22 protein-coding genes and 1 tRNA gene are annotated in these 23870 nt (G+C 72.0%); 16 read left to right on the plus strand and 7 right to left on the minus strand.

Annotation, left to right across the window (positions count from 1 at the left end; all coding sequences use genetic code 11):
* Window positions 1-18 precede the first annotated feature (18 nt).
* Window positions 19-543 carry a gluconokinase gene (locus tag AB0D99_RS16255; RefSeq protein WP_362361470.1) on the minus strand — a complete coding sequence of 175 codons (525 nt, stop codon included), beginning with the start codon at window positions 541-543 and terminating at the stop codon, window positions 19-21.
* A gap of 139 nt (window positions 544-682) precedes the next feature.
* Between AB0D99_RS16255 and AB0D99_RS16260 the strand changes: the two genes are divergently transcribed.
* The 4 genes from AB0D99_RS16260 to AB0D99_RS16275 all read left to right on the plus strand — a co-directional run bounded on the left by AB0D99_RS16260 (window position 683) and on the right by AB0D99_RS16275 (window position 4900).
* On the plus strand, window positions 683-1384 hold the full coding sequence (locus AB0D99_RS16260; RefSeq protein ID WP_362361393.1) for an FCD domain-containing protein: 702 nt from the start codon (window positions 683-685) through the stop codon (window positions 1382-1384).
* Window positions 1385-1579: 195 nt separating this feature from the next.
* Entirely contained in the window at window positions 1580-3046 is a 1467-nt protein-coding gene (locus tag AB0D99_RS16265; RefSeq protein WP_362361396.1) for an amino acid permease, read from the plus strand.
* A gap of 136 nt (window positions 3047-3182) precedes the next feature.
* The gene (locus tag AB0D99_RS16270; protein WP_362361399.1) at window positions 3183-4271 is read left to right on the plus strand and encodes an S-(hydroxymethyl)mycothiol dehydrogenase; all 1089 of its coding nucleotides are present in this window, start codon (window positions 3183-3185) and stop codon (window positions 4269-4271) included.
* On the plus strand, window positions 4271-4900 hold the full coding sequence (locus AB0D99_RS16275) for an MBL fold metallo-hydrolase (protein WP_362361402.1): 630 nt from the start codon (window positions 4271-4273) through the stop codon (window positions 4898-4900). The genes AB0D99_RS16270 and AB0D99_RS16275 overlap by 1 nt, the downstream gene beginning before the upstream one ends.
* Here AB0D99_RS16275 and AB0D99_RS16280 read toward each other — a convergent pair.
* Window positions 4884-5810 carry an RluA family pseudouridine synthase gene (locus AB0D99_RS16280; protein ID WP_362361405.1) on the minus strand — a complete coding sequence of 309 codons (927 nt, stop codon included), beginning with the start codon at window positions 5808-5810 and terminating at the stop codon, window positions 4884-4886. The two genes, AB0D99_RS16275 and AB0D99_RS16280, sit on opposite strands and share 17 nt — an antisense overlap.
* 152 nt (window positions 5811-5962) lie before the next feature.
* Between AB0D99_RS16280 and AB0D99_RS16285 the strand changes: the two genes are divergently transcribed.
* On the plus strand, window positions 5963-6415 hold the full coding sequence (locus tag AB0D99_RS16285) for a hypothetical protein (RefSeq protein ID WP_362361408.1): 453 nt from the start codon (window positions 5963-5965) through the stop codon (window positions 6413-6415).
* A gap of 83 nt (window positions 6416-6498) precedes the next feature.
* Here AB0D99_RS16285 and AB0D99_RS16290 read toward each other — a convergent pair.
* Window positions 6499-6586 (minus strand) — tRNA-Leu (locus AB0D99_RS16290).
* A 210-nt stretch (window positions 6587-6796) separates the two neighbouring features.
* Between AB0D99_RS16290 and AB0D99_RS16295 the strand changes: the two genes are divergently transcribed.
* The 3 genes from AB0D99_RS16295 to AB0D99_RS16305 all read left to right on the plus strand — a co-directional run bounded on the left by AB0D99_RS16295 (window position 6797) and on the right by AB0D99_RS16305 (window position 9496).
* Entirely contained in the window at window positions 6797-8122 is a 1326-nt protein-coding gene (locus AB0D99_RS16295; protein ID WP_362361411.1) for a M20/M25/M40 family metallo-hydrolase, read from the plus strand.
* 166 nt (window positions 8123-8288) lie between these two features.
* Window positions 8289-8522: a chaplin ChpH gene (gene chpH, locus AB0D99_RS16300; RefSeq protein WP_329122503.1), complete on the plus strand. Its 234-nt coding sequence runs from the start codon at window positions 8289-8291 to the stop codon at window positions 8520-8522.
* A 173-nt stretch (window positions 8523-8695) separates the two neighbouring features.
* Entirely contained in the window at window positions 8696-9496 is an 801-nt protein-coding gene (locus AB0D99_RS16305) for a chaplin (RefSeq protein ID WP_362361416.1), read from the plus strand.
* A gap of 52 nt (window positions 9497-9548) precedes the next feature.
* Here AB0D99_RS16305 and AB0D99_RS16310 read toward each other — a convergent pair whose 3' ends face one another.
* The gene (locus AB0D99_RS16310; RefSeq protein WP_362361419.1) at window positions 9549-9737 is read right to left on the minus strand and encodes a DUF5703 family protein; all 189 of its coding nucleotides are present in this window, start codon (window positions 9735-9737) and stop codon (window positions 9549-9551) included.
* A gap of 47 nt (window positions 9738-9784) precedes the next feature.
* On the opposite strand from AB0D99_RS16310, the gene AB0D99_RS16315 reads away from it, so the two are divergent.
* Window positions 9785-10432, plus strand: coding sequence for a hypothetical protein (locus AB0D99_RS16315; RefSeq protein WP_362361422.1), 648 nt, complete (start codon window positions 9785-9787; stop codon window positions 10430-10432).
* A gap of 91 nt (window positions 10433-10523) precedes the next feature.
* Here AB0D99_RS16315 and AB0D99_RS16320 read toward each other — a convergent pair whose 3' ends face one another.
* Window positions 10524-12776 (minus strand): helix-hairpin-helix domain-containing protein, encoded by a 2253-nt coding sequence (locus tag AB0D99_RS16320; RefSeq protein ID WP_362361425.1) that lies wholly within the window; start codon window positions 12774-12776, stop codon window positions 10524-10526.
* Entirely contained in the window at window positions 12773-13759 is a 987-nt protein-coding gene (locus tag AB0D99_RS16325) for an aldo/keto reductase (RefSeq protein ID WP_362361428.1), read from the minus strand. Before AB0D99_RS16325 ends, AB0D99_RS16320 begins: the two co-directional genes overlap by 4 nt.
* A gap of 129 nt (window positions 13760-13888) precedes the next feature.
* Here AB0D99_RS16325 and AB0D99_RS16330 point away from each other — a divergent pair, with 129 nt between their 5' ends.
* On the plus strand, window positions 13889-14938 hold the full coding sequence (locus AB0D99_RS16330; RefSeq protein WP_362361431.1) for an LLM class F420-dependent oxidoreductase: 1050 nt from the start codon (window positions 13889-13891) through the stop codon (window positions 14936-14938).
* A gap of 213 nt (window positions 14939-15151) precedes the next feature.
* On the plus strand, window positions 15152-15937 hold the full coding sequence (locus AB0D99_RS16335; RefSeq protein WP_362361434.1) for a ferritin-like domain-containing protein: 786 nt from the start codon (window positions 15152-15154) through the stop codon (window positions 15935-15937).
* Window positions 15938-15961: 24 nt separating this feature from the next.
* Here AB0D99_RS16335 and corA read toward each other — a convergent pair whose 3' ends face one another.
* Window positions 15962-16954: a magnesium/cobalt transporter CorA gene (gene corA / locus AB0D99_RS16340; protein WP_362361473.1), complete on the minus strand. Its 993-nt coding sequence runs from the start codon at window positions 16952-16954 to the stop codon at window positions 15962-15964.
* A 131-nt stretch (window positions 16955-17085) separates the two neighbouring features.
* Between corA and AB0D99_RS16345 the strand changes: the two genes are divergently transcribed.
* The 5 genes from AB0D99_RS16345 to AB0D99_RS16365 all read left to right on the plus strand — a co-directional run bounded on the left by AB0D99_RS16345 (window position 17086) and on the right by AB0D99_RS16365 (window position 23788).
* Window positions 17086-17775: a histidine phosphatase family protein gene (locus tag AB0D99_RS16345; RefSeq protein WP_362361437.1), complete on the plus strand. Its 690-nt coding sequence runs from the start codon at window positions 17086-17088 to the stop codon at window positions 17773-17775.
* Between the two features lie 76 nt (window positions 17776-17851).
* Window positions 17852-18442, plus strand: a complete 591-nt coding sequence (locus AB0D99_RS16350) for a DUF3090 domain-containing protein (protein ID WP_329122516.1) — start codon at window positions 17852-17854, stop codon at window positions 18440-18442.
* Window positions 18439-19242 (plus strand): SCO1664 family protein, encoded by an 804-nt coding sequence (locus tag AB0D99_RS16355; RefSeq protein WP_362361440.1) that lies wholly within the window; start codon window positions 18439-18441, stop codon window positions 19240-19242. Before AB0D99_RS16350 ends, AB0D99_RS16355 begins: the two co-directional genes overlap by 4 nt.
* Before the next feature lie 144 nt (window positions 19243-19386).
* Window positions 19387-20616 carry a cysteine--1-D-myo-inosityl 2-amino-2-deoxy-alpha-D-glucopyranoside ligase gene (gene mshC / locus AB0D99_RS16360; RefSeq protein WP_362361443.1) on the plus strand — a complete coding sequence of 410 codons (1230 nt, stop codon included), beginning with the start codon at window positions 19387-19389 and terminating at the stop codon, window positions 20614-20616.
* A 115-nt stretch (window positions 20617-20731) separates the two neighbouring features.
* Window positions 20732-23788 (plus strand): NPCBM/NEW2 domain-containing protein, encoded by a 3057-nt coding sequence (locus tag AB0D99_RS16365; protein ID WP_362361446.1) that lies wholly within the window; start codon window positions 20732-20734, stop codon window positions 23786-23788.
* The last annotated feature ends 82 nt before the right edge of the window (window positions 23789-23870 follow it).

The following is a 23870-nucleotide window of genomic DNA, read 5'->3' on the forward strand; positions in this document are numbered from 1 at the left end:
GCGGCGGAGGTACGGGGATCAGCCGGCGAGCTCGCGCAGCGCGGCGACCGCCCGGGCCGCGATCTCCTCGGGGGATCCGGAGACGTCGACGGCGACACCCGCCTCGTCGTCCCGCAGCGGCTGCAGGGCGGCGAACTGGGAGTCGAGCAGCGCGGTCGGCATGAAGTGCCCCTTGCGCTCGCTCATCCGGCGCTCGATCAGCTCGCGGTCGCCGGTCAGATGGAGGAAGACCACTCCCGGGGCGGCCGACCGCAGCCGGTCCCGGTAGATCCGCTTGAGGGCGGAGCTGCTCACCACCCCGCCGCGGCCCTCACGGCCGTGGGCCCACTCGCCGATCGCGTCGAGCCACGGGCCGCGGTCCGCGTCGTCCAGCGGGACGCCGGCCGACATCTTGGCGACGTTCGCCGCCGGGTGGAAGTCGTCGCCCTCGGCATAGGGGACTCCGAGGGCGTCCGCGACCAGCGGACCGATGGTCGTCTTGCCGGTGCCGGCGACGCCCATCACGACGACGACCCGGGGGACCGTCGGGGAGGTGGTGCTCATGGGGTGGTGCCTCGCTGTCTTCTTCGACATCGATTCCGTCGCGCTCATGAAACCCATTGAGTACGACGTATTCAAGAGCTTGTGACATTGAAGTCATACTTTTTGTTCTCGATCTTGGCGCCCGCGTAGGCTGACACCCATGACGACACCGGCCCAGGGGCTCCATCCGCACGTCCTCGCCACCCTGGGTCTCGCGATCACCGCGGGGGAGTACCCGCCCGGCAGCGTGCTGCGCACCGACGAGCTGGCCCAGCGCTTCGACGTCTCCCGCACGGTCGTGCGCGAGGTCGTCCGCGTCCTGGAGTCCATGCACCTCGTCGAGTCGCGCCGCCGCGTCGGCGTGATCGTCCTGCCCACGGCGCAGTGGAACGTCTACGACCCCCAGGTCATCCGCTGGCGCCTGGCCGGCGCCGACCGGCCCCGCCAGCTGCGCTCGCTCACGGTGCTCCGTTCCGCCGTCGAGCCCGTCGCCGCCGGGCTCGCCGCCGTCCACGCCACCCCCGAGCAGTGCCGCGAGCTGACCGAGCATGCCCTCGGCATGGTCGCCACCTCGCGCGGCGGGCAGCTGGAGGCGTACCTCGTCCATGACATCGCCTTCCACCGGGTCGTCCTCAACGCCTCCGGCAACGAGATGTTCGCCCGGCTCGGCGACGTGGTCGCCGAGGTGCTGACGGGCCGCACGCACCACCAGGTGATGTTCGAGGACCCCGACCCGGCCGCCGTCACCCTCCACGTCCAGGTCGCCGAGGCGGTGCGGGAGCGGGACGCGGCCCGCGCCGAGGAGCTCACCCGGCAGATCGCGGTCGGCGCACTGAAGGAACTGGACGTTCTCGCGCCGTAGGGCCTTCCTTTCCAAGGCGTTACCCTTGGAGGAACCTCAGAAGTAGCTCAAATATGGGCGTTCAGTGACATTGGCCACTGCTGAAATCCCCGCCTTGCCGTGACGATGTGCGCTGGCCGTGAGAGCCGTGGATCACCTCCACGCGCGCGGCCGGGTACCGCACAGACCCTCCCCCTCACGAAGGCGAACAACTCCATGAGTGACCGCACCTCTGCGGCCGACACGCTGTCCGCCACGCCACCGGCGACGGCAACCGGAGCGTCCCCCCACGTAGACGCCGGCGACGCCGGGTACCGCAAGGACCTGAAGTCCCGGCACATCAACATGATCGCCATCGGCGGCGCGATCGGCACCGGGCTCTTCCTCGGCGCCGGTGGCCGCATGGCCAATGCCGGACCGTCCCTCTTCATCGCGTACGCGGTCTGCGGAGTCTTCGCCTTCTTCGTGGTGCGGGCCCTCGGCGAGCTGGTCCTCTACCGCCCCTCCTCCGGCGCCTTCGTCTCCTACGCCCGTGAGTTCATGGGCGAGAAGGGCGCCTACACGGCGGGCTGGCTGTACTTCCTCAACTGGTCGACCACCGCCATCGCCGACATCACCGCGGCCGCGACCTACGCCCACTTCTGGGCCATGTTCAGCGACGTCCCGCAGTGGATCCTCGCCCTGATCGCGCTCGCGGTCGTCCTCGCCGCCAACCTCATCTCGGTGAAGTACTTCGGCGAGATGGAGTTCTGGTTCGCGATCATCAAGGTCGGCGCGCTCGTCGCCTTCATGCTGATCGGCATCTTCCTGATCGTGACGTCGCACGACATCGGCGGTCACACCCCGGGTCTCTCCACCATCACCGACAACGGGGGCATCTTCCCCAGCGGCGTGATGCCGATGCTGCTGCTGATCCAGGGTGTCGTCTTCGCGTACGCCTCCGTCGAGCTGTGCGGCGTCGCCGCCGGCGAGACCGAGAACCCCGAGAAGATCATGCCGAAGGCGATCAACTCGATCATGTGGCGCGTGGGCCTCTTCTACGTCGGCTCCGTCGTCCTCCTCGCGCTGCTCCTGCCGTACACCGCGTACTCCGGCGACCAGAGCCCGTTCGTCACGGTCTTCGACAAGCTGGGCATCCCCGGCGCCGCCGGCGTCATGAACCTGGTCGTCCTCACCGCCGCCCTCTCCAGCCTGAACTCCGGCCTCTACTCCACCGGCCGGATCCTGCGCTCCATGTCGCTGGCGGGCTCCGCGCCCAAGTTCACCGGCGTCATGAACAAGGGCGGCGTGCCCTACGGCGGCATCCTCCTCACCGCGGCCTTCGGCGTCGTCGGTGTCGGCCTGAACTACGTGATGCCCGGCGAGGCCTTCGAGCTCGTCCTGAACTTCGCCTCCATCGGCATCATCGGCACCTGGGCCATGATCATGGTCTGCTCGCTGCTGTTCGTGAACCGCTCCAAGGAAGGCCGGGTCACCCGCCCCGGCTACCGCCTGCCCTGGGCCCCGTACACGCAGATCGTCACCCTGATCTTCCTCGGCTCGGTCCTCGTCCTCATGTGGATGGACGGCGGCATCAGCCGCACCACCGTGAACTGCCTCCCGCTGATCGGGCTCCTGCTCGTCGGCGGCTGGTTCCTGGTCCGCAACCGCGTCCGTGAGACCGCCGCCGGTCACAAGGACTGACGGCGCGTTCACGGGGTACGCGCCCCGTACTCCCCCCACGGGTGACGAGACCCCCGCAGGTTCAACCTGCGGGGGTCTCGCCCTTTGTCAGGAGATAGTGGTACCCAAGAGCCTTACCGAGGAAGGGAAGTACCCGATGGCGCAGCAGGTCCGAGGGGTCGTCGCCCCCGGCAGGAACGAACCCGTGCGGGTGGAGACGATCGTGATCCCCGACCCCGGCCCGGGTGAGGCCGTGGTGAGGATCCAGGCATGCGGGGTCTGCCACACCGATCTCCACTACAAGCAGGGCGCCATCAACGACGACTTCCCCTTCCTCCTCGGCCACGAGGCGGCGGGCATCGTCGAATCGGTCGGCGCGGGCGTCACCGACGTGGCCCCCGGGGACTTCGTCATCCTCAACTGGCGCGCCGTGTGCGGCGCCTGCCGCGCCTGTCTGCGCGGCCGCCCCCAGTACTGCTTCGCCACCCACAACGCCGAGCAGAAGATGACGCTGGCCTCCACCGGCCAGGAACTCTCCCCCGCGCTGGGGATCGGTGCCTTCGCCGAGAAGACCCTCGTCGCCGCCGGCCAGTGCACCAAGGTCGACGCCTCCGTCGCCCCCGAGGTCGCCGGACTCCTGGGCTGCGGCGTCATGGCCGGCATCGGTGCCGCGATCAACACCGGCGAGGTCGGCCGCGGCGACACCGTCGCGGTCATCGGCTGCGGCGGCGTCGGCGACGCGGCCGTCGTCGGCTCCCGCCTCGCCGGAGCGGCGCGGATCATCGCCGTCGACATCGACGACCGCAAGCTGGAGACCGCGCGGGCGATGGGCGCCACCCACACCGTCAACTCCCGCTCCACCGACCCCGTCGAGGCCATCCGCGAGCTCACCGGCGGCTTCGGCGCCGACGTCGTCATCGAGGCCGTCGGCCGCCCGGAGACGTACGAGCAGGCGTTCTACGCCCGCGACCTCGCCGGAACCGTCGTCCTCGTCGGCGTCCCCACACCCGAGATGCGGCTCGAACTCCCGCTCCTGGACGTCTTCGGCCGCGGCGGCGCGCTCAAGTCCTCCTGGTACGGCGACTGCCTGCCCTCCCGTGACTTCCCGATGCTCATCGACCTGCACCAGCAGGGCCGCATCGACCTCGCCGCCTTCGTCACCGAGACCATCGGCCTCGGCGACGTCGAGAAGGCCTTCGCCCGGATGCACGAGGGCGACGTCCTGCGCTCCGTGGTGGTCCTCTGATGGCGGCGCGGATCGACCACCTCGTCACCTCCGGCACCTTCAGCCTCGACGGCGGCACCTGGGACGTCGACAACAACGTCTGGATCGTGGGCGACGAGACCGAGGCGATCGTCATCGACGCCGCCCATGACGCCGCCGCCATCCTCGCCGCGCTGGACGGCCGGACCCTGCGCGCGATCGTCTGCACGCACGCCCACAACGACCACATCGACGCAGCCCCGGCCCTCGCGGCCGCCACCGGCGCCCGGATCCTGCTCCACCCCGACGACCATCCCCTCTGGAAGCAGACCCACCCCGACCACACCCCCGACGGCGAACTCGCCGACGGCCAGACCCTCACCATCGCCGGTACGGACCTCAAGGTCCTGCACACCCCCGGTCACGCCCCGGGAGCGGTCTGCCTCCACGCCCCCGACCTGGGCACCGTCTTCACCGGCGACACCCTCTTCCAGGGCGGCCCCGGCGCGACGGGCCGGTCCTTCTCCCACTTCCCCACGATCATCGACTCGATCCGCGACCGGCTGCTGACCCTCCCCCCGGAGACGGTCGTCCGCACCGGCCACGGCGACACCACCACCATCGGCGCCGAGGCCCCGCACCTGGAGGAGTGGCTCAACCGAGGCCACTGAGCCGCAGCCGGCTCTCGAACCTCAACCGCGTGCCCGAGAACGGGTCGGTGAACTCCAGCTTCCGCGCGAGCAGCTGCAGCGGACGCGCGAAGTCCTCCGGCCCGTCCTCGCGCACCACGGGGTAGACCGGATCGTGCAGGATCGGCAGGCCCAGAGCGTTCATGTGCACCCGCAGCTGATGGGTGCGGCCGGTCGCGGGCAGCAGCCGGTAGCGCCCGAGCCCGCCCCGGTGCTCCACCAGCTCGATCCGGCTCTCGGCGTTCGGCTCGCCCGGCTCCTCCCGGGCCGCCATCACCCCGCGCTCCTTCACGATCCGGCTCCGCACCGTCACGGGCAGCGCGACCGCCGGGTCGTACGGCGCCACCGCCTCGTACTCCTTGCCGACCGACCGGTCGCGGAACATCGTCTGGTACGCCCCCCGGTCCCCGGGCCGCACGACGAACAGCACCAGCCCCGCCGTCAGCCGGTCGAGCCGGTGGGCGGGCTGCAGCGTGGGCAGCCCCAGCTCCCGCCGCAGCCGCGCGAGCGCCGTCTCGGTCACATGCCGCCCGCGCGGCATCGTCGCGAGGAAGTGCGGCTTGTCGACGACCAGGATCCGCTCGTCCCGGTGCACGACCCCGATCTCGAACGGCACCCGCTCCTCCGCGGGGAAGTCCCGGTGGAACCAGAGCCGCAGCCCGGCGGTGTACGGCTCCTCGCCGTCCAGGGGCCCGTCCGTACCCACGAACCGCCCGCCCGCGAGCATCTCCTGGACCCGTGCGACCCCGACCGCGCCCCCGAAGCGGTCCCGCAGATGATCCCCGACGGTCGCCCACGCGCCGTCGGGATCCTCCGGCAGCCGTACGTGCGCCGGATCGATCCCGTCACGCTGGGGGAGCGGCGCCACCAGGGGCTTCGTTCTGCGTCTCACCGCACCACGGTAACCAGCCTTCTACGCCTCCCTACGCCGACCGCCGAGCACCGGCCTCGGCCGAACTGCGTAGAGCGAGCCCGTCCGTACGCCGCGTAGCGACCCGTGCGCGGGGGAAGGACCACACTTGCCGCTGATACCTAGGGGGCCGCATGGAACCGCTCGCCGTGGGCGCAGTCGTCGCACTGGTCGCCCGCTACGCCGAACACCTCGCCGACGGCGAGGCCGAGACCCCCGCCACCGACCGGCTGCGCCCCCTCTGGGACACCGTCACCGCCCGCTTCAGCGGCGACCCGGTGGCCGCGGGCGCCCTGCGCCGCCTCCGGGCCCAGCCCGGCAACACCAAGCGGCGCGGCGCCGTCGAGGACCACCTCGAGGAACTGGCCGAGAACGAGCCCGAGTTCGCCCTCTCGCTCGCCACGCTCCTGCGGGCGGCCACCGGCACCGAGGACGGCGCGGGCACCGCGCGGGACGACGGCGCGGGCGGAGCCGTCGCCGACGTCCCGATGGCGGAGACCCGTGGCGGTCCGTTCGCGGCGGGCCGGTACGTGAAGGTCGACGGACCGTTCATCCCGGCGGCCCGACCGTCCATCGAGAACGGCTGACCGGCACCGGCACCGCGTCGGGCCTCCGGTTCCCGGGTGAACGCCGAAGCCCCCGTCGAGAAGATCTCGACGGGGGCTCCGTGTGGTGTCCGAGGGGGGACTTGAACCCCCACGCCCGATAAAGGGCACTAGCACCTCAAGCTAGCGCGTCTGCCATTCCGCCACCCGGACAAGGTGTCTGTCTTTCCGGCCGCTGGGCCGTTCCGACGTGGAAAACCATAGCAAACATTCGGGGTGGCCGATCACCACCCCCGTTCGGGGCCGGAACGGTGTGACGGGCGGATGCCGGCCGAGGGCCGCCCTTGGGTCCCGGGGCCCCGGCGCGGGAGGATGGGGGCGACCACCAGCAAGCACGTGGGGCACGTAGTGGGAGGAAGCAGCGTGAGCGAGTCGAACACCGCCCGGAGCGTCACCGGCGAGGACGAGGTCGTCGACCTGTGTCGCGACCTCATCCGCATCGACACCAGCAACTACGGCGACCACTCCGGCCCCGGCGAGCGGGCGGCGGCGGAGTACGTCGCCGAGAAGCTCGCGGAGGTCGGGCTGGAGCCGAAGATCATCGAGTCGCACAAGGGCCGGGCCTCCACCGTCGCCCGCATCGAGGGCGAGGACCCCTCCCGGCCGGCCCTGCTGATCCACGGCCACACCGACGTCGTGCCGGCCAACGCCGAGGACTGGACCCACCACCCCTTCTCGGGCGAGGTGGCCGACGGCTGCGTCTGGGGCCGGGGCGCGGTCGACATGAAGGACATGGACGCGATGACCCTCGCGGTCGTCCGGGACCGGATGCGCAGCGGCCGCAAGCCCCCGCGCGACATCGTCCTCGCCTTTCTCGCCGACGAGGAGGCGGGCGGCACGTACGGCGCCCGGCACCTGGTCGACCACCACCGGGACCTCTTCGACGGGGTGACGGAGGCGATCGGCGAGGTCGGCGGCTTCTCCTTCACCGTCAACGAGAACCTGCGGCTCTACCTGGTCGAGACGGCCCAGAAGGGCATGCACTGGATGCGGCTGACCGTCGAGGGCACCGCGGGCCACGGCTCGATGACGAACAACGACAACGCGATCACCGAGCTCTGCGAGGCCGTCGGCCGGCTCGGCCGTCACCAGTGGCCGGTCAGGGTCACCAAGACCGTGCGGTCCTTCCTGGACGAGCTCTCGGACGCCCTGGGCACCCCGCTCGACCCCGAGGACATGGAGGCGACGCTCGCCAAGCTCGGCGGTATCGCCAAGATGGTCGGCGCGACGCTGCGCAACTCCGCCGCCCCGACCATGCTCGGTGCCGGGTACAAGGTCAACGTCATCCCGGGCCAGGCCACGGCACACGTCGACGGCCGGTTCCTGCCGGGGTACGAGGAGGAGTTCCTGGCCGATCTCGACCGGATCCTCGGGCCGCGGGTCAAGCGCGAGGACGTGCACGGGGACAAGGCCCTGGAGACCAGCTTCGACGGCGACCTCGTCGACGCGATGCAGCTGGCGCTCAAGGCCGAGGACCCGATCGCCCGGGCCGTGCCGTACATGCTCTCCGGCGGCACGGACGCCAAGTCCTTCGACGACCTCGGCATCCGCTGCTTCGGCTTCGCGCCGCTCCAGCTCCCCCCGGAGCTCGACTTCGCCGGGATGTTCCACGGCGTGGACGAGCGCGTGCCGGTCGACGGGCTGAAGTTCGGCGTCCGCGTCCTCGACCGCTTCATCGACGCCTCCTGAGCCCGGCGTTCCGCGCTCTTTCCGCGGCGCCGTCCGCTATTCGGCCGCGCGTACGCATGTGACCGGAAAGAGTGAATGCGCTCATAGGCTCGTAGCCCCAATACCTCCCCCTCGTTACAGGTGGTGCGGTCCGCGGCTGGGATCGCATTGCCAACAAGGAGGAATAATGATCAAGAAGGTCGTCGCTGCTGCGGCTGCCACCGGCGGTCTCGTTCTCGCGGGTGCGGGCATGGCCGTTGCCGATTCGGGTGCCCAGGGTGCCGCCATCGGTTCCCCCGGCGTGCTCTCGGGCAACGTCGTCCAGGTGCCGGTTCACGTCCCCGTGAACGTGTGCGGCAACACGGTCTCCGTGATCGGGCTGCTGAACCCCACCTTCGGCAACACCTGCATCAACGCCTGACGTTGTGCCTCGACCCGTGAGGGTCTGAGCCGGTCCGGCCCCGGAGTGCGTGCCATGCACTCCGGGGCCGGTGGCCATTTCCGCCCCGGGCGCCGTGCCCGGTGGCCCTCTTCTTCCAAGGCTCGGCGGCTCCGAAGCTCGGAAGGCAGAAGCCGAGAAGGCAGGGAACAACTATGCGACAGGTCACGCGCAAGGGTCTGATCACCATCGCGGCCGCGGGCGGCGTCATCGCCCTCGGTGGTGGTTACGCGAATGCCGATTCGGGTGCGAACGGCAAGGCCACGAATTCCCCGGGCGTCGCGTCCGGGAACTCCGTCCAGGTGCCGGTTCACGTTCCCGTGAACGCCTGCGGAAACACCATCAGCGTCATCGGGTTGATCAATCCGGCTTTCGGCAACACGTGCGCCAATGTCTCGAAGCCGGGACGCGGCGGTTCCTCGGCCGAGGGCGGCACGAGCAACTCGCCGGGCGTCGCTTCGGGCAACACCGTGCAGGTCCCGGTCCACGTCCCGGTCAACGCCTGCGGCAACAGCGTCACGGTCATCGGCGGCATCAACCCCGCGTTCGGCAACGGGTGCGGCAACGGCGTCGAGCCCACCCACCCGGGCAACCCCGGGAATCCGGGCAACCCCGGAAACCCCGGTAACCCTGGGAACCCGGGCAACCCCGGTAACCCGGGCAACCCTGGGAATCCCGGAAACCCCGGTAACCCTGGGAACCCGGGCAACCCCGGTAACCCGGGCACGCCCGGCAACCCCGGGACTCCGGGCAACCCCGGTGACTCCGGCGAGCCCGGCGGTCCCGGCACGCCGAACGGGCCGAACACGCCCGGTACGCACACGATCACGCACCCGGAGGGGACCGAGGAGCTGGCGGAGACCGGTTCCGGCCCGCTCGGGATGATCGTCCCGGCCGGCGCAGGTCTGCTGCTGGCCGGATCGCTGCTCTACCGCCGCGCCCGCCACTCCGCCTAGGACGGTCGCGCGACGCAAACAGGGGCCCCGCGCGGCGGGGCCCCTTCTCATGTCACCAGGTGGCGCGGACCTGACGGATGACGCGCCGGCGCAGCCGCACCCTGCGGCTGCCGTCCCGGTGCAGCGTCAGTCGGTCCAACTCCCAGTGCCCGTACTCGGCATGGTCGGTCAGGAGCCGCGTCGCCTCCTTGCGGGAGACGCCGCGCGGCACGTACACGTCGACAAATTCGTATTCCGGCATCGCATCTATTGTGCGGGCACCGGCCCGGTACGGATAGCGTGCGTCTCATGTCTGATGCTGCGCAGCCCACCGCTGCCGAGGTACGTGCCGCCGCCGAGGCGGTCAAAGCCGCACTGGACCGTCACCTCGAGGCGGTCGAGCGCCGCTCGGGGGACGACGACCCGGCCGTCTACGAAGCCTTCAACGCCCTCGCCGCGGCGGCCGAGGCGTACGACGAGCGGCTCTACGACCGGTACGACGAGGTCACCCCCTTCGAGATCCCGGGTGCCGACGGCTCCCTGCCGCCGTACGCGGGTCCCGAGGAGCCGCACGCCCTCAGCGTGCTGATCCGCCGCGACTACGCGGTGGTGGAGCCGAAGCGGCTGCTCGCCCAGGCACAGCGCATCGCCGATCTGGAGAGCGACGAGGAGGGCGCGGACGCCACGGCCGTCGTCGGCACCAGCACACATGCTGCCCTCGGCGTGCTCTTCGGGGAGTACGAACCGGACGAGATCGCCTCGCGGCACAAGGAGTTCGGCCTGGAGGAGGGCGACTCCACCCTCTGGGTCTCGGCCGCGGAGGAGCTGCCCGACCCGGGGGAGTGGCTGAACGCCCCCTTCGAGCACGCCGATCCCGAGCAGATCGTCTGCCGCTTCGACGTCAGCGCCGTCTTCGACGACGAACCGGACGACGGCATGGAGCGGCAGGACGCCTGATCCGGACGCATGCGGCGGACGCACGGCGGAGGGCGGGACACCTTCAGAGTGTCCCGCCCTCCGCCGTTCTCCGTCCGCCCTCCCCGTCGGGTCATTCCTCCCCGGCGGCCAGCAGGGCCTCCAGGAGCGGCCGCAGCCGGGTCGTACGCTCCTGTGCCACCCCCTCCGACACCGCGCGGGGCAGCGCCTGGTCCACGCCGTGGACGACCGACAGATGGCGCTCGCCGCGGCCGAAGGCCGTGTACACCCAGGCGCGGTCCAGGCCCTGGGCCGCGTCCCCCGGCAGCACCACGACGGCGGCGGGCCAGCGCATCCCGGCGGCCTGGTGCGCGGTGAGCGCCCAGCCGTGCCTGAGGGCCGACTCCACCCGCTCCTTCGGCACCACGAGCTCCTCGCCCTCGCACTCCAGCCGCAGGCCCTCCGCGTCGGCCGAGACGACCGTCCCGGTCACCGTGTGGCCGGGGGCCGTGCCATAGCCCACCCGGTCGCCCGGGTCGAAGCCGCCGAAGCGTCCCGGGCCGGGGTTGAGCCGCTGCTTCAGCGCGGCGTTCAGCGCGCGGGTGCCCGCCGAGCCGCCGTGGCCGACCGTGATCACCTGGGTCTGCTCGGCCGGCACGCCGATCGCCCGCGGCACGGAGTCGGCGACGAGCTGCACCGTCCGGTGGACCGCCTCGCCCGCGTCCCGGACCGGAACGATCACGATCTCCTTGCCGGGCGCCTCCACCTGGTTCAGCTCGCCGACGCCGATGCCCGAGACGAGCTCGCCGATCGGTCCGGGATCCGGCACCCGGGACGCGACCTGGGGGCAGACCCGAGCCGCCAGCACATCGCCGAACACCCGGCCGGCCCCCGCCGAGCCGAGGACCCCGGGATCGCCGCTCAGCACCAGACGGCAGCCGTCCGGCAGCGACTCCACGAGCATCGCGGCGGTCTCGACGTCCAGCTGCGGCGCGTCGAGCACCACCAGCAGGTCCAGGGCGAGGGCGCCCTCCTCGTCGCGCCCCGGTCCGGCCGCGCCGGACAGCAGGGCGGCGACGGTCACCGGGTCCGTGTCCGGACGCCCGCCGGCCGGTCCCGCCGACTCCGCCGTGTCGGCGGACGACGGCTCGGCGCCCCGGCCGGCCGGAGCGAGCGACCTCAGGCGGCGCACTCCGTTCTCGCTGTGCGCCGCCACCGCGACGCGCAGACCGCGAGTCCGGGCGGCCTCGGCGAGCGCGACCGGCTCGCCGCGGGCCGCCTCGCCACCGGTGTGCGCCACCAGCCCGTGCGCGCCCGCCGCGCGGACCAGCTCCGGCCCCTCCCAGTCGTCCGCCGTGACGGTCCTGGCCAGCCGGGCGAGGCCGTCCGCGAGGCTCTCCTCCGCGAGGGCGTACCGGTCGAGCCCCAGCAGGACGGGGACGTCCACCTCCTCCGGCGCCGCCTCCTCGTCCTTCTCGGCGTCCTCCTCGGCGACCTGGTCGTCCTCCTCCTGGAACACCAGCACCGCGCCCTCGGACACCGCCTGCTGCACGGCCTCCTCCGGGTCCGGCACCGACATCGTGGAGAGGCCGGCGCGCACCGCCGCGTCCTCCAGGGCCGTGTGTCCCTTCAGCGCGGCCCGTTCCAGCAACCAGGCCACCAGGGCGACCGAGCGGCGGGGATCGCCGGGACCGCACTCCGCGCCGAGCAGGGCCCGCGCGAAGCCGTCCGCGTGCTCGGGCTGGACCCCGGGCACCGAGAGCAGCTGCCAGGGGTCCTCGCGCAGCACCTCGGCCGCGCCCTCGCCGAGCACGGCGGCGACCTGTCCGGTCAGGGACTCCGGTGCCCCGCCGAGCGCCAGGACCTCCCGCACGGCCGTCAGCGTCTCGGCGGAGGCCGCCGCCCGCTCGACCGGGGCCGGGCGCACCGTCGTGGCCGGCGCCGCCGCGGGGGCCGGGCGCCGGGTCTCGGGCTCGGGCGCCTCCAGGAGCGAGCCCACCGGCTTCGTACCGCTCTCCACGGCCCTTACCGCCGCCAGGAGATCGGCGGCCTTGCCGCTCAGCTTGGCGCCGGCGGCTACGGGCCCCTCCTTCTCCGCCTTGCGCTGCTCGATCCGGGCCCGCAGCTCGCGCTGCGCGGCGAGCTCGGCCTGGGCCTCCGAGAGCTCGGCGGACGTCGCCTCGCCGCCGTCGGCCGCCTCGTCCCGCGCCGGCTCCGCGTCCACGGCCGACGCGGTGTCCTCGTCGGCGGACTGCGCCGCGTCGGCGGCACCCGCTCGGACCTCGCCGTCGTCGGCGCCCTCCACGGGACGCTCGGTCGTGGCCTCGTCCTCGCCCGGCGCGGGCTCGGCTGCCTCGGGAGGGGTCTCCCGGGAAGGCTCGGTCACAGGGTGCTCCAGTCCTGGTCCGGATAGCGGTGCACGGGCGCAGACACATCGTCGAGCGCCCGGCAGATCTCGTCAGGAAGACTAAGGCTCTCCACTGACAACGCCGCCGTGAGCTGCTGCGCGTTGCGCGCGCCGACGATCGGGGCGGTCACCCCGGGACGGTCGCGCACCCAGGCGAGCGCCACCTGGAGAGGCGTCGTCGACAGGCCGTCCGCCGCCGTCGCGACGGCGTCCACGATCCGGCTCGCCGCCTCGTCCAGATAGGGCTCCACGAACGGAGCCATGGTCTCCGAGCCGCCCCGCGAGTCCGTCGGGGTGCCGTGCCGGTACTTGCCCGTCAGCACCCCTCGGCCCAGCGGCGAGGACGGGAGCAGACCTATTCCCAGATCGAGGGCGGCCGGCAGCACCTCCCGCTCCACGCCCCGCTGCAGCAGCGAGTACTCCATCTGCGTCGCCGCCAGCCGCGTCCTCGCCGCGCCCCCGGAGCCGAGCTGCCAGGTCCCGGCCTTCGCCAGCTGCCACCCGCAGAAGTTCGACACCCCCACGTACCGCGCCCGTCCACTGCTCACGGCGATGTCCAGCGCCTGCAGGGACTCCTCCAGCGGGGTGTGCGGATCGAAGGCGTGGAGCTGCCACAGATCCACGTGGTCGGTGCCGAGGCGGGCCAGGGAGGCGTCGAGCGCGGCCAGCAGGTGCCCGCGCGATCCGTCCGTCCTCCGGTCGGGATCGGGCACGCTCCCCGCCTTCGTGGAGACGACGAGATCGCGCCGGGGCACGAGCCGCTCCATGAGCTGCCCCAGCACGTACTCCGCCTCGCCGCCGCCGTACACGTCCGCGGTGTCGACCAGCGTGCCGCCCGCGTCCCAGAACGCCTTCAACTGGTCGGCGGCGTCGTGCTCGTCGGTGTCCCGGCCCCAGGTGAGGGTGCCGAGGCCGATCCGGGACACGCGCAGGCCGGTACGGCCGAGATGCCTCTGCTCCATGGGCGCGAGATTACTGGCCAAGACCCCACGCGGAGAGAGCCTGTGGACAACCTCCCCCTGACGGATCGCGCACCCGCGCGCTAGAGTCCGGGCCAAGGGACGTTACTGATCAGTAAAGAGGGTGTGGTCATGAGGCTCGGCATCAACCTCGGCTACTGGGGCGCCGGCATGGACGGCGACAATCTCGCCGTCGCCCAGGAGGCGGACCGCCTCGGCTACGACGTGTGCTGGGCCGCCGAGGCGTACGGCTCCGACGCGCCGACCGTGCTCTCCTGGGTGGCCGCCAAGACGGAGCGGATCGACGTCGGCTCCGCGATCATGCAGATCCCGGCACGCCAGCCCGCGATGACGGCGATGACCGCCGCCACCCTCGACTCGCTCTCCGGCGGCCGCTTCCGGCTCGGCCTCGGCGTCTCTGGCCCGCAGGTCTCCGAGGGCTGGTACGGCGTCAAGTTCGACAAGCCGCTGGCCCGCACGCGCGAGTACGTCGAGATCGTCCGCAAGGCCATGTCGCGCGAGCGCCTCACCTACGAGGGCGAGCACTGGACGCTCCCGCTGCCGGACGGCCCGGGCAAGCCCATCAAGCTCACCGTCCACCCCCAGCGCGAGCACATCCCGCTCTACATCGCCGCGATCGGCCCGAAGAACCTGGAGCAGACCGGCGAGATCGCCGACGGCGCGCTGCTCATCTTCCCCTCGGCCGAGCACCTGGAGGAGACCGCGCTGCGTCACCTCCGCGCCGGCCGTGAGAATGCCGGACTGACCATGGACGGCTTCGACGTCCACCCCACGCTGCCGCTCGCGCTCGGCGACGACATCGACGCCCTCGCCGACATCTTCCGTCCGTACACCGCCCTGTACGTCGGTGGCATGGGCAGCCGCAAGCAGAACTTCTACAACCAGCTCGCCCAGCGCATGGGCTACGAGAAGCAGGCCGCCGAGATCCAGGACAAGTACCTGGCGGGCGACAAGACCGGTGCGGCCGCCGCCGTACCGCGGCAGCTCATCGACCAGACCTCCCTGCTCGGCTCCGTCGAGCGGATCGCCGACCGGATGACGGCCTACGCGGAGGCCGGCGTCACCACCCTCACCCTCGCCCCCGCCGGCTTCACCCTCGACGAGCGGCTGACGGCGCTGCGGGCGGGCACCGAGGCGCTGGAGCGGGCCGGCCTCGCGTAACGGAAGGTCTGCGGCCGTGGTGGGGGCTCGGGGGGTCTTCCCCGCCACGGCCGTCATCCAGCACAACGCGCCAGGGAGCTCCTGGTTACGAGCACGGCGTTCCTTCTTTCGGCCGAGTCCCCCGCCGCTCCTGTTGCCCGCTCGCCGATCCCGCATTTGACTCGTTCTCTGCGGACGTGCGGCGTGCGGACGCCCGCATGGGAGGTGGCAGCCATGCTCACGGCCAAGGGCCTGTTCCAGGAAATCATCGACGACGACGAGTCCTTCCGGCTCTTCTGCTCCATCGCCGCGAGCGGCGAGTCCCAGGGCGGCTGGGAGAACGCCCGGATCGCGGCCCTGGTCGCGCCGGGGATGCGGGATCTCGCACCCAAGATCACCCGGCACGGCGCCGACGAGGACAAGCACGGCCGGATCTTCAACGCCCTGCTGAAGAAGCGCGGCCTCGACCCGGTGCCGGTGCCGCCCGAGACCGACTACACGATGCTCCTCGAACAGCGCGGCATCGGCCTCGCCCACGACAAGCTCCGCCGCGACGAGCCGCTGACCGAGCAGGACATCGTCGTCTACCTCGCGCACAGCAGGGTCACCGAGCAACGGGCCGCGGACCAGATGGACATGCTGGTCAAGTACTTCGGGGACCACCCCGAGCTCGGCAAGGCCATTCACATGATCGACAACGACGAGGTGAACCACCTCGCCTACTGCCACGAGGAGCTGCTGCGCCTCGCCCGCGCGGGCCACGGCCGCCTCATCCAGCACACCCTGCGGGAGTCCGCGCTCGCCGAGATCAAGGTCTACCGCGATGTGAGCCTCGCCGTGATGAGCCACATGGGCCGCATCCTCGGCTGGCCGAAGCCCAAGTCGGCCGCCCTCGTGGCCGGCATCCACGGCATGTACGCATGGGAACGGGCCGCCGGCTGGCACAAGATGGTCGGCCTGGCGATGCCCGAGCGGCTCGACGCGCTGGGCGGCCCCATGACCCCCGCCCCCGCGTTCTGACCCCACGGGCCGAAGGCGCCGCGGCTACATCCAGCCGCGGCGCTTGAACATCCGGTAGAGACCGACCTCGATGCCGACCATCACGAGGATCACGGCCGGATACGCCCAGACCCAGCCGAGCTCCGGCATGTGCTCGAAGTTCATTCCGTAGATCCCCGCGACCATCGTGGGGACCGCGGCCATGGCCGCCCACGCCGAGATCTTCCGCACGTCGTCGTTCTGCCGCACGCCCATCTGCGCCAGATGGGCCGCCAACACGTCCGAGAGCAGCTGGTTCAAGCCCTCCACCTGCTCGTTGACACGGATCAGATGGTCGCTGACATCCCGGAAGAAGGGCTGCGCGTGCCGGTTCACGAACGGCACGGCGCCGGTCGCGAGCCTCTCCACCGGCGCCGCCAGCGGACCCGCGGCCCGGCGGAACTCGAGCACCTGGCGCTTGGCGGTGTAGATCCGCTCCGCCGTGCTCCCCGGGTTCCCGCCGGCCGGCGCGAACACGTCGGTCTCCAGCTCCTCCAGGTCCACCTGGAGCTCGCCGGCCACCTCGATGTAGTGGTCGACGACCGCGTCACCGATCGCGTACAGGACGGCCGTCGGGCCGTGCCGCAGCACCTCGGGCTCGGCCTCCAGACGGCGGCGCACGGCGGCCAGCGGCGCGCCCTCGCCGTGCCGGACCGTCACCACGAACGAGTCACCGACGAAGACCATCAGTTCGCCCGTGGAGACCCGGTCGCTCTCCGGCTCGTACAGCACCGGCTTGAGGACCATGAAGAGCGAGTCGTCGTAGACCTCCAGCTTGGGCCGCTGATGGGCCTTCAAGGCGTCCTCGACGGCCAGCGGATGCAGTGCGAACTCGGCCGAGACGTGGTCGAACTCGGCCTCCGTCGGCTCGTACAGCCCCACCCACAGGAACGCGTCGCCGGACGCCCTCGCCTCCCGCAGGGCGTCCGACAGGTCGGCGGGACCGTCCTTGCGGCGCCCCTCGCGATAGATGGCGGAGTCCACGATCACGCGGCGTATTCTTCCCCGCCCGCACCCGTCCCGCACCCCTGCGCGCGCCCGGATCCTCCGCGCGCCCGGTACGCGCGCGTGCGCCCCTGATCGTCCACAGGCCCGCCCGCGCGCGCGTGCGGGCGCATACGCTTGCCGCCATGGCCACGCTGATCCTCGTCCGTCACGGACGCTCCACCGCCAACACCTCAGGGGTCCTCGCCGGACGGCTGCCCGGGGTCGCCCTCGACGAGCGGGGCGCCGCGCAGGCCGCCGCCCTGCCCGGACGCCTGGCGGGGGTGCCGCTGGCCGCCGTCGTCTCCAGCCCGCTGCAGCGCTGCCGAGAGACGGTGCGGCCGCTCCTCGACGCCCGCCCCGGTCTGCCGTTCCACACCGAGGAGCGGATCAACGAGTGCGACTACGGCGACTGGTCGGGCCGCAAGCTCGCCGAACTGGGCGACGAGCCGCTGATGGAGGTCGTCCAGGGCCACGCCTCCGCCGCGGCCTTCCCCGGCGGCGAGTCGATGCGCGCCATGCAGACGCGCGCGGTCGACGCCGTGCGTGACTGGAACGCCCGGATCGAGTCCGAGCACGGCGAGGACGCCGTCTACGCGATGTGCTCGCACGGAGACGTCATCAAGTCGATCGTCGCCGACGCCCTCGGGATGCACCTCGACCTCTTCCAGCGGATCCACGTCGACCCCTGTTCGGTCACCGCCATCCGCTACACGCGGCTGCGCCCCTTCCTCGTACGCCTCGGCGACACCGGCGACTTCACCGGCTTCGCCCCCAAGGAGGGCGGCGACACGGGCGGGGCCGCCGAGGTCGGGGGTGGTGCGGGCGCACCGTGATCCATCCGCGCAGTAGGGTGGACGGGCCGCTGTAGCGCGGGCTCCACCACTGTCGAGACTCAAGGGAGTCAGGGACGTGTCCCGTCAGGTGTTCCTCTACGACCCACCGGAGCGTTTCGTGGCCGGTACGGTCGGGCTGCCTGGCCGCCGTACGTTCTTCCTTCAGGCGTCCGCGGCGGGCCGGGTCACCAGCGTGGCCCTGGAGAAGACCCAGGTCGCCGCGCTCGCCGAACGCATCGACGAACTCCTCGACGAGGTCGTGCGCCGCACCGGGGGGAACGCACCCGTCCCCGCCGTCGCCCCCGCCGACATCGCGGACACCGCCCCCCTCGACATCCCGGTCGAGGAGGAGTTCCGGGTCGGCACGATGGCGCTCGCCTGGGACGGTGAGGAACAGCGCATGATCGTCGAGGCGCAGGCGCTGGTCGAACTCGACGCCGAGACCGACGAGGACCTCGCCGAGGCCGAGGAGCGGATGCTCCAGGACGAGGAGAACGGCCCGCCGATGCTGCGCGTCCGCCTCACCGGCGCCCAGGCCAGGGCCTTCGCCAAGCGCGCTCTCGACGTGGTCAACGCGGGCCGCCCGCCGTGCCCCCTGTGCAGCCTGCCGCTCGACCCCGAGGGCCATGTGTGCCCGCGCCAGAACGGATACCGACGCGGCGCATGAGCGGTCCCGACGAACGGGCGGTGATCGACCTCCTCACCAAGGGGGAGCTGACCGTGCGCGGCCAGGTGCGCGAGGCGTCCAACGCGGTGCTCCTCTGCTCCGTCGCCCACGCGGGTGAGGAGGTCTCCTGCGTCTACAAGCCCGTGGCCGGCGAGCGGCCGCTCTGGGACTTCCCCGACGGCACCCTCGCCCAGCGCGAGGTCGCCGCCTACGAGCTCTCCGAGGCCACCGGCTGGGGGCTCGTACCGCCCACCGTGCTGCGCGACGGCCCCTACGGCGAGGGCATGGTCCAGCTGTGGATCGAGGCCGACCCCTCGGCGAACCTGCTCGCGCTCACCGAGGACGAGCGGGCGGCGGAGGGCTGGAAGGCGGTCGGCCCCGCCCAGATCGGCGAGGACCGCACCGCGCTCCTCGTCCATGCCGACAGCCCCGATCTGCGCCGGCTCGCCGTCCTGGACGCGGTCATCAACAACGGCGACCGCAAGGGCGGGCATCTGCTGCCGGCCGCGGACGGGCGCCTGTACGCCATCGACCACGGTGTGACCTTCAACGTGGACGACAAGCTGCGCACCCTGCTGTGGGGCTGGGCGGGCGAGGAGCTGCCCGCCGAGGCCGCCGAGGTGCTCGACCGGCTCCAGGGCTCCCTGGCCCCCGGCACACCGCTCACCACCCGGCTGGCGGAGCTGCTCACCGCGGCCGAGGTGGACGCCCTGCGCGGCCGGGTGAGCGCCCTGCGCGCCGGCGGCCGGCACCCTGAGCCCTCCGGGCAGTGGCCGGCGATTCCCTGGCCACCGGTCTGACCGATCGGATCCGGCCAAGCCGGAAGGGTGGCGTCGAACCCCCAGGGGGTATGCACGAACGGCCGCGAGCTGCAAGACCGCCTTGTCGGCCAAGATCCCCCATCCGGTTCGTATCCGGAACAGGTGTCCGGTTACGCTCAGGTCATGCATGCCTGGCCCGCTTCTGAGGTCCCCGCCCTGCCCGGCAAGGGCCGCGACCTCCGGATCCACGACACCGCGACCGGCGGACGAGTGACCCTCGCCCCCGGCCCCGTCGCCCGTATCTACGTCTGCGGCATCACGCCGTACGACGCGACCCACATGGGTCACGCGGCGACCTACAACGCGTTCGACCTCGTTCAGCGCGTGTGGCTCGACACCAAGCGGCAGGTCCACTACGTCCAGAACGTCACCGACGTCGACGATCCCCTCCTGGAGCGGGCGCTGCGCGACGGCATCGACTGGGTCGGCCTGGCCGAGCGCGAGACCGCCCTGTTCCGTGAGGACATGACCGCCCTGCGGATGCTGCCGCCGCAGCACTACATCGGCGCCGTCGAGGCCATACCGGGCATCGTGCCGCTCGTCGAGCGCCTGCGGGACTCCGGTGCCGCGTACGAACTCGAGGGCGACATCTACTTCTCCGTCGAGGCCGACCCGCACTTCGGTCAGGTGTCGAACTACGACACCGAGCTGATGCGCCACCTCTCCGCCGAGCGCGGCGGCGACCCGGACCGCCCGGGCAAGAAGAACCCGCTCGACCCCATGCTCTGGATGGCCGCCCGCGAGGGCGAGCCGAGCTGGGACGGCGGCTCCCTCGGCCCCGGCCGCCCCGGCTGGCACATCGAGTGCGTCGCCATCGCCCTCGACCACCTGGGCATGGGCTTCGACGTGCAGGGCGGCGGATCCGACCTGATCTTCCCGCACCACGAGATGGGCGCCTCCCACGCCCAGTCGCTGACCGGCGAGTTCCCCATGGCCAAGGCGTACGTCCACGCCGGCATGGTCGCGCTGCACGGCGAGAAGATGTCCAAGTCCAAGGGCAACCTCGTCTTCGTCTCCGCGCTGCGCCGCGAGGGCGTCGACCCGGCCGCCATCCGGCTCGCGCTGCTCTCGCACCACTACCGCGCCGACTGGGAGTGGACCGACCAGGTCCTGCGGGACGCGGTGGAGCGCCTCGGCCGCTGGCGTGCCGCGGTGTCCCGCCCCGACGGCCCGTCCGCCGACGCGCTCGTGGAGGAGCTCCGCGAGGCCCTCGCCGACGACCTCGACACGCCCACCGCGCTCACGGCCGTCGACCGCTGGGCGGAGCGTCAGGGCGCCGACGGCGGAACGGACGAGTCCGCCCCCGGCCTCGTCTCCCGCGCCGTCGACGCGCTGCTCGGTGTGGCCCTGTAGACAGCGCTTCCGCGCAACTCCGCTTGACGCAACCGCCCTTGGACTTCTCCGTGAAGTCCGAGGGCGGTTCCGTTTTGTCCTGGCTCCATGCTCGTTTCTGCGCTAAATACGCTCCATGCAATCAATAGTGCGCATGAAAGCTGCACTCGCCGGTGCCGTGCTCGGGCTCCTCGCCGTGCTCGCCGGCCCGGGCAGCGCCCAGTCCGCCGAGCCGTCGCCCACCACCGTCGGGGACGTCACCGGCTTCGCCGCCGACGGAGCCGTCTACCGACTGACCGCCGGTCAGGCACAGGCCCGCGTCAGCTTCGTCACCGCAGACACCTTCCGCATCGAACTGGCCCCCGACGGACGGTTCGCCGACCCCACCGGGCAGGACATCGTCCTGCCCCAGGGCCCACCGCCCGCCACCCGCTGGTACGACCGCGGCGACCGTTATGAACTCACCTCCGCCAAGGTGACCCTGCGCGCCTACAAGTCACCGCTGCGATTCGCCGCCCTCCGTTCCGACGGCACACCCCTGTGGTCCGAGACCACGGGCCTGACCTGGACCCAGGACCGCACCACCCAGTCCCTGGCGCGGGGCGCCGACGAGCAGTTCTACGGCGCCGGCATGCAGAACGGCCGCGGCAACACCTCGCACCGCGGCAAGACCGTCGAGGTCGGCGTCGACTACAACTGGAACGACGGCGGACACCCCAACTCCGTCCCGTTCTACCTCTCCTCGGCGGGCTACGGCGTCTACCGCAACACCTACGCCCCCAACACGTACGTGTTCGGTGAACCCGTCACCACCACCGCCCGCGAACAGCGCTTCGACGCCTACTACTTCGCGGGCTCCGGCTCCGACGCCCTCAAGGACGTCATCGGCCGGTACACCGACCTGACCGGCAAGCCCTTCCTGCCGCCCGTGTACGGCCTGGAGATCGGCGACGCCGACTGCTACCTGCACAACGCCAACCGCGGCGAGCGCCACACCCTCGACGCGCTGAAGGTCGCCGACGGCTACGTCGCCAACGACATGCCCAACGGCTGGATGCTCGTCAACGACGGCTACGGCTGCGGCTACGAGGACCTCGCCGAGACCGCGACCGGCCTCCAGCAGCGCAAGATGCAGCTCGGACTGTGGACCGAGGACGGCATCGACAAGCTCGGCGAGCAGGTCAAGGCCGGCCAGCGGGTCGCCAAGCTCGACGTCGCCTGGGTCGGCGAGGGCTACAAGTTCGCCCTGGACGGCTGCAAGGACGCCTACGCCGGCATCGAGGCCCACAGCGACGCCCGCGGCTTCACCTGGGCCCCCGAGAGCTGGTCCGGCGCCCAGCGCTGCGGCGTCCAGTGGTCCGGCGACCAGTCCGGCACCTGGGAGTACATCCGCTGGCAGATCCCCACCTACGCCGGGGCCTCCATGTCCGGCCTCGCCTACACCACGGGAGACGTGGACGGCATCTTCGGCGGCAGCGCCAAGACGTACACCCGCGACCTCCAGTGGAAGATGTTCCTCCCGGTCACCATGACCATGGACGGCTGGGCCGCCGACGACAAGCAGCCCTTCCGCTACGGAGAGCCGTACACCTCGATCAACCGCGACTACCTGAAGCTCCACGAGGCGCTGCTGCCCTACATCTACTCGCACGCCCACCGGGCCACCACGACCGGTGTCGGCCTGGCCCGGCCCCTCGTCCTGGAGTACCCCGACGACCCGCGGGCCGCGAGCGAGACGGCGAAGTACGAGTTCCTGAGCGGCGAGGACTTCCTCGTCGCCCCCGTCTACCAGGACGCCGTCGAGCGCGACGGCATCTACCTCCCCAAGGGCACCTGGATCGACTACTGGAGCGGACGCACCTACGAGGGCCCCGTCACCGTCGACGACTACAGCGCCCCGCTCGACACCCTGCCGCTGTTCGTACGGGCGGGCGCCACCGTCCCGATGTGGCCCGGCGGCATCCGCTCGTACGCCGACCGCACCGCGGACTCCCCGATCGCCTGGGACATCTACCCGCAGGGCGACTCCTCCTTCGAGCTCTACGAGGACGACGGCGTCACCCGCGCCCACCGCACCGGCGAGTTCGCCACCCAGACCGCCGAGGTCCGCGCACCGAAGCGCGGCGCGGGTGACGTGACCGTACGCATCGGCGCGAGCAAGGGCTCCTTCGCGGGCAAGTCGGCCTCCCGGCCCTACCAGTTCACCGTCCACACCGGCGACGCGCCGAGCGAGGTCGTCCTCGGCGGTCGGCAGCTGCCCCGCCTCGGCTCCCGGGCCGCCTACGAGGCGGCCGCCCAGGGCTGGTGGTACGACCGCGACGACCGCGGGGGAGTCGTGAAGGTCAAGACGGCGGCCCAGCGCACCGACCGGTCCTTCACCCTCGAACTGGAGGACACCAGCGCGGTCGGCGGCGCCGTACCCGGCGCCCCCGCCACCCTCGCCGTCCCGACCGGGCAGGAGCTGGGCGCCGGCGTCCCCGGCACCGTGGCCGTCGACGTCACGGCGGGGACGAAGGACGCCACCGGGGTCAGCGTCTCCCTGACGGCCCCCGCGGGCTGGCAGGTCGCCCCCGCCGGGCAGATCGCGCGCATCCCGGCGGGCACCACGAAGCGGGTGGAGGTCTCCGTCACCCCGGCCAAGGACGCCAGGCCGGGCGAGGCCACGCTCACCGCGACCGCCCGCCACCGCTCCGCGGGCCAGGACCGCACCGCCGTCCAGCGCTTCGCCGTCGGAGTGATGCCCGAGCCGCCGTCCGCCGACGCCTGGGCGAGCGATCTGGTCTGGCTGAAGGCCACCAACGGCTGGGGCCCGCCCGAACGCGACCGCTCCAACGGCGAGTCGGGCGCGAGCGACGGACGCACCCTCACACTGGCCGGCCAGACCTACGAGAAGGGCATCGGCGCCCACGCCGACTCCGACATCGAGGTCTACCTCGGCGGCCGGTGCACCGCCTTCACCGCCGACATCGGCATCGACGACGAGATCAACGGATACGGCGAGGTCGCGTTCTCGGTCGAGGCCGACGGCGAGGTGCTGTGGACCTCACCGAAGCTGACCGGCGCCTCGGCGACCGTGCCGGTCGACGTCGACGTCACCGGCGCCCGCCATGTACGCCTCCGGGTCACCGACACCAACGGCTCCAAGAGCGGTGACCACGCGGACTGGGCGGCCGCGCGCTTCACCTGCGCCTGAGTGACCGCGTCCGAGTGACGGAGGGGGGGGGGGCCGCGAAGGGGCGGGCCCCCCCCCGACGGCGCACAGCGCGGGGGGGGCC

The sequence above is a fragment of the Streptomyces sp. NPDC047971 genome (assembly GCF_040653355.1).
In the GTDB taxonomy this organism is placed as follows: domain Bacteria; phylum Actinomycetota; class Actinomycetes; order Streptomycetales; family Streptomycetaceae; genus Streptomyces.

What these genes read in the sequence shown, in the direction of transcription:
- AB0D99_RS16255 (WP_362361470.1), bottom strand. Translation starts at nt 543, where the DNA reads ATGAGCACCACCTCCCCGACGGTCCCCCGGGTCGTCGTCGTGATGGGC.
- AB0D99_RS16260 (WP_362361393.1), top strand. Translation starts at nt 683, where the DNA reads ATGACGACACCGGCCCAGGGGCTCCATCCGCACGTCCTCGCCACCCTG.
- AB0D99_RS16265 (WP_362361396.1), top strand. Translation starts at nt 1,580, where the DNA reads ATGAGTGACCGCACCTCTGCGGCCGACACGCTGTCCGCCACGCCACCG.
- AB0D99_RS16315 (WP_362361422.1), top strand. Translation starts at nt 9,785, where the DNA reads ATGTCTGATGCTGCGCAGCCCACCGCTGCCGAGGTACGTGCCGCCGCC.
- AB0D99_RS16330 (WP_362361431.1), top strand. Translation starts at nt 13,889, where the DNA reads ATGAGGCTCGGCATCAACCTCGGCTACTGGGGCGCCGGCATGGACGGC.
- AB0D99_RS16365 (WP_362361446.1), top strand. Translation starts at nt 20,732, where the DNA reads ATGCAATCAATAGTGCGCATGAAAGCTGCACTCGCCGGTGCCGTGCTC.
- AB0D99_RS16335 (WP_362361434.1), top strand. Translation starts at nt 15,152, where the DNA reads ATGCTCACGGCCAAGGGCCTGTTCCAGGAAATCATCGACGACGACGAG.
- AB0D99_RS16325 (WP_362361428.1), bottom strand. Translation starts at nt 13,759, where the DNA reads ATGGAGCAGAGGCATCTCGGCCGTACCGGCCTGCGCGTGTCCCGGATC.
- mshC (WP_362361443.1), top strand. Translation starts at nt 19,387, where the DNA reads ATGCATGCCTGGCCCGCTTCTGAGGTCCCCGCCCTGCCCGGCAAGGGC.
- AB0D99_RS16270 (WP_362361399.1), top strand. Translation starts at nt 3,183, where the DNA reads ATGGCGCAGCAGGTCCGAGGGGTCGTCGCCCCCGGCAGGAACGAACCC.
- AB0D99_RS16305 (WP_362361416.1), top strand. Translation starts at nt 8,696, where the DNA reads ATGCGACAGGTCACGCGCAAGGGTCTGATCACCATCGCGGCCGCGGGC.
- AB0D99_RS16345 (WP_362361437.1), top strand. Translation starts at nt 17,086, where the DNA reads ATGGCCACGCTGATCCTCGTCCGTCACGGACGCTCCACCGCCAACACC.
- chpH (WP_329122503.1), top strand. Translation starts at nt 8,289, where the DNA reads ATGATCAAGAAGGTCGTCGCTGCTGCGGCTGCCACCGGCGGTCTCGTT.
- AB0D99_RS16355 (WP_362361440.1), top strand. Translation starts at nt 18,439, where the DNA reads ATGAGCGGTCCCGACGAACGGGCGGTGATCGACCTCCTCACCAAGGGG.
- AB0D99_RS16285 (WP_362361408.1), top strand. Translation starts at nt 5,963, where the DNA reads ATGGAACCGCTCGCCGTGGGCGCAGTCGTCGCACTGGTCGCCCGCTAC.
- AB0D99_RS16310 (WP_362361419.1), bottom strand. Translation starts at nt 9,737, where the DNA reads ATGCCGGAATACGAATTTGTCGACGTGTACGTGCCGCGCGGCGTCTCC.
- AB0D99_RS16275 (WP_362361402.1), top strand. Translation starts at nt 4,271, where the DNA reads ATGGCGGCGCGGATCGACCACCTCGTCACCTCCGGCACCTTCAGCCTC.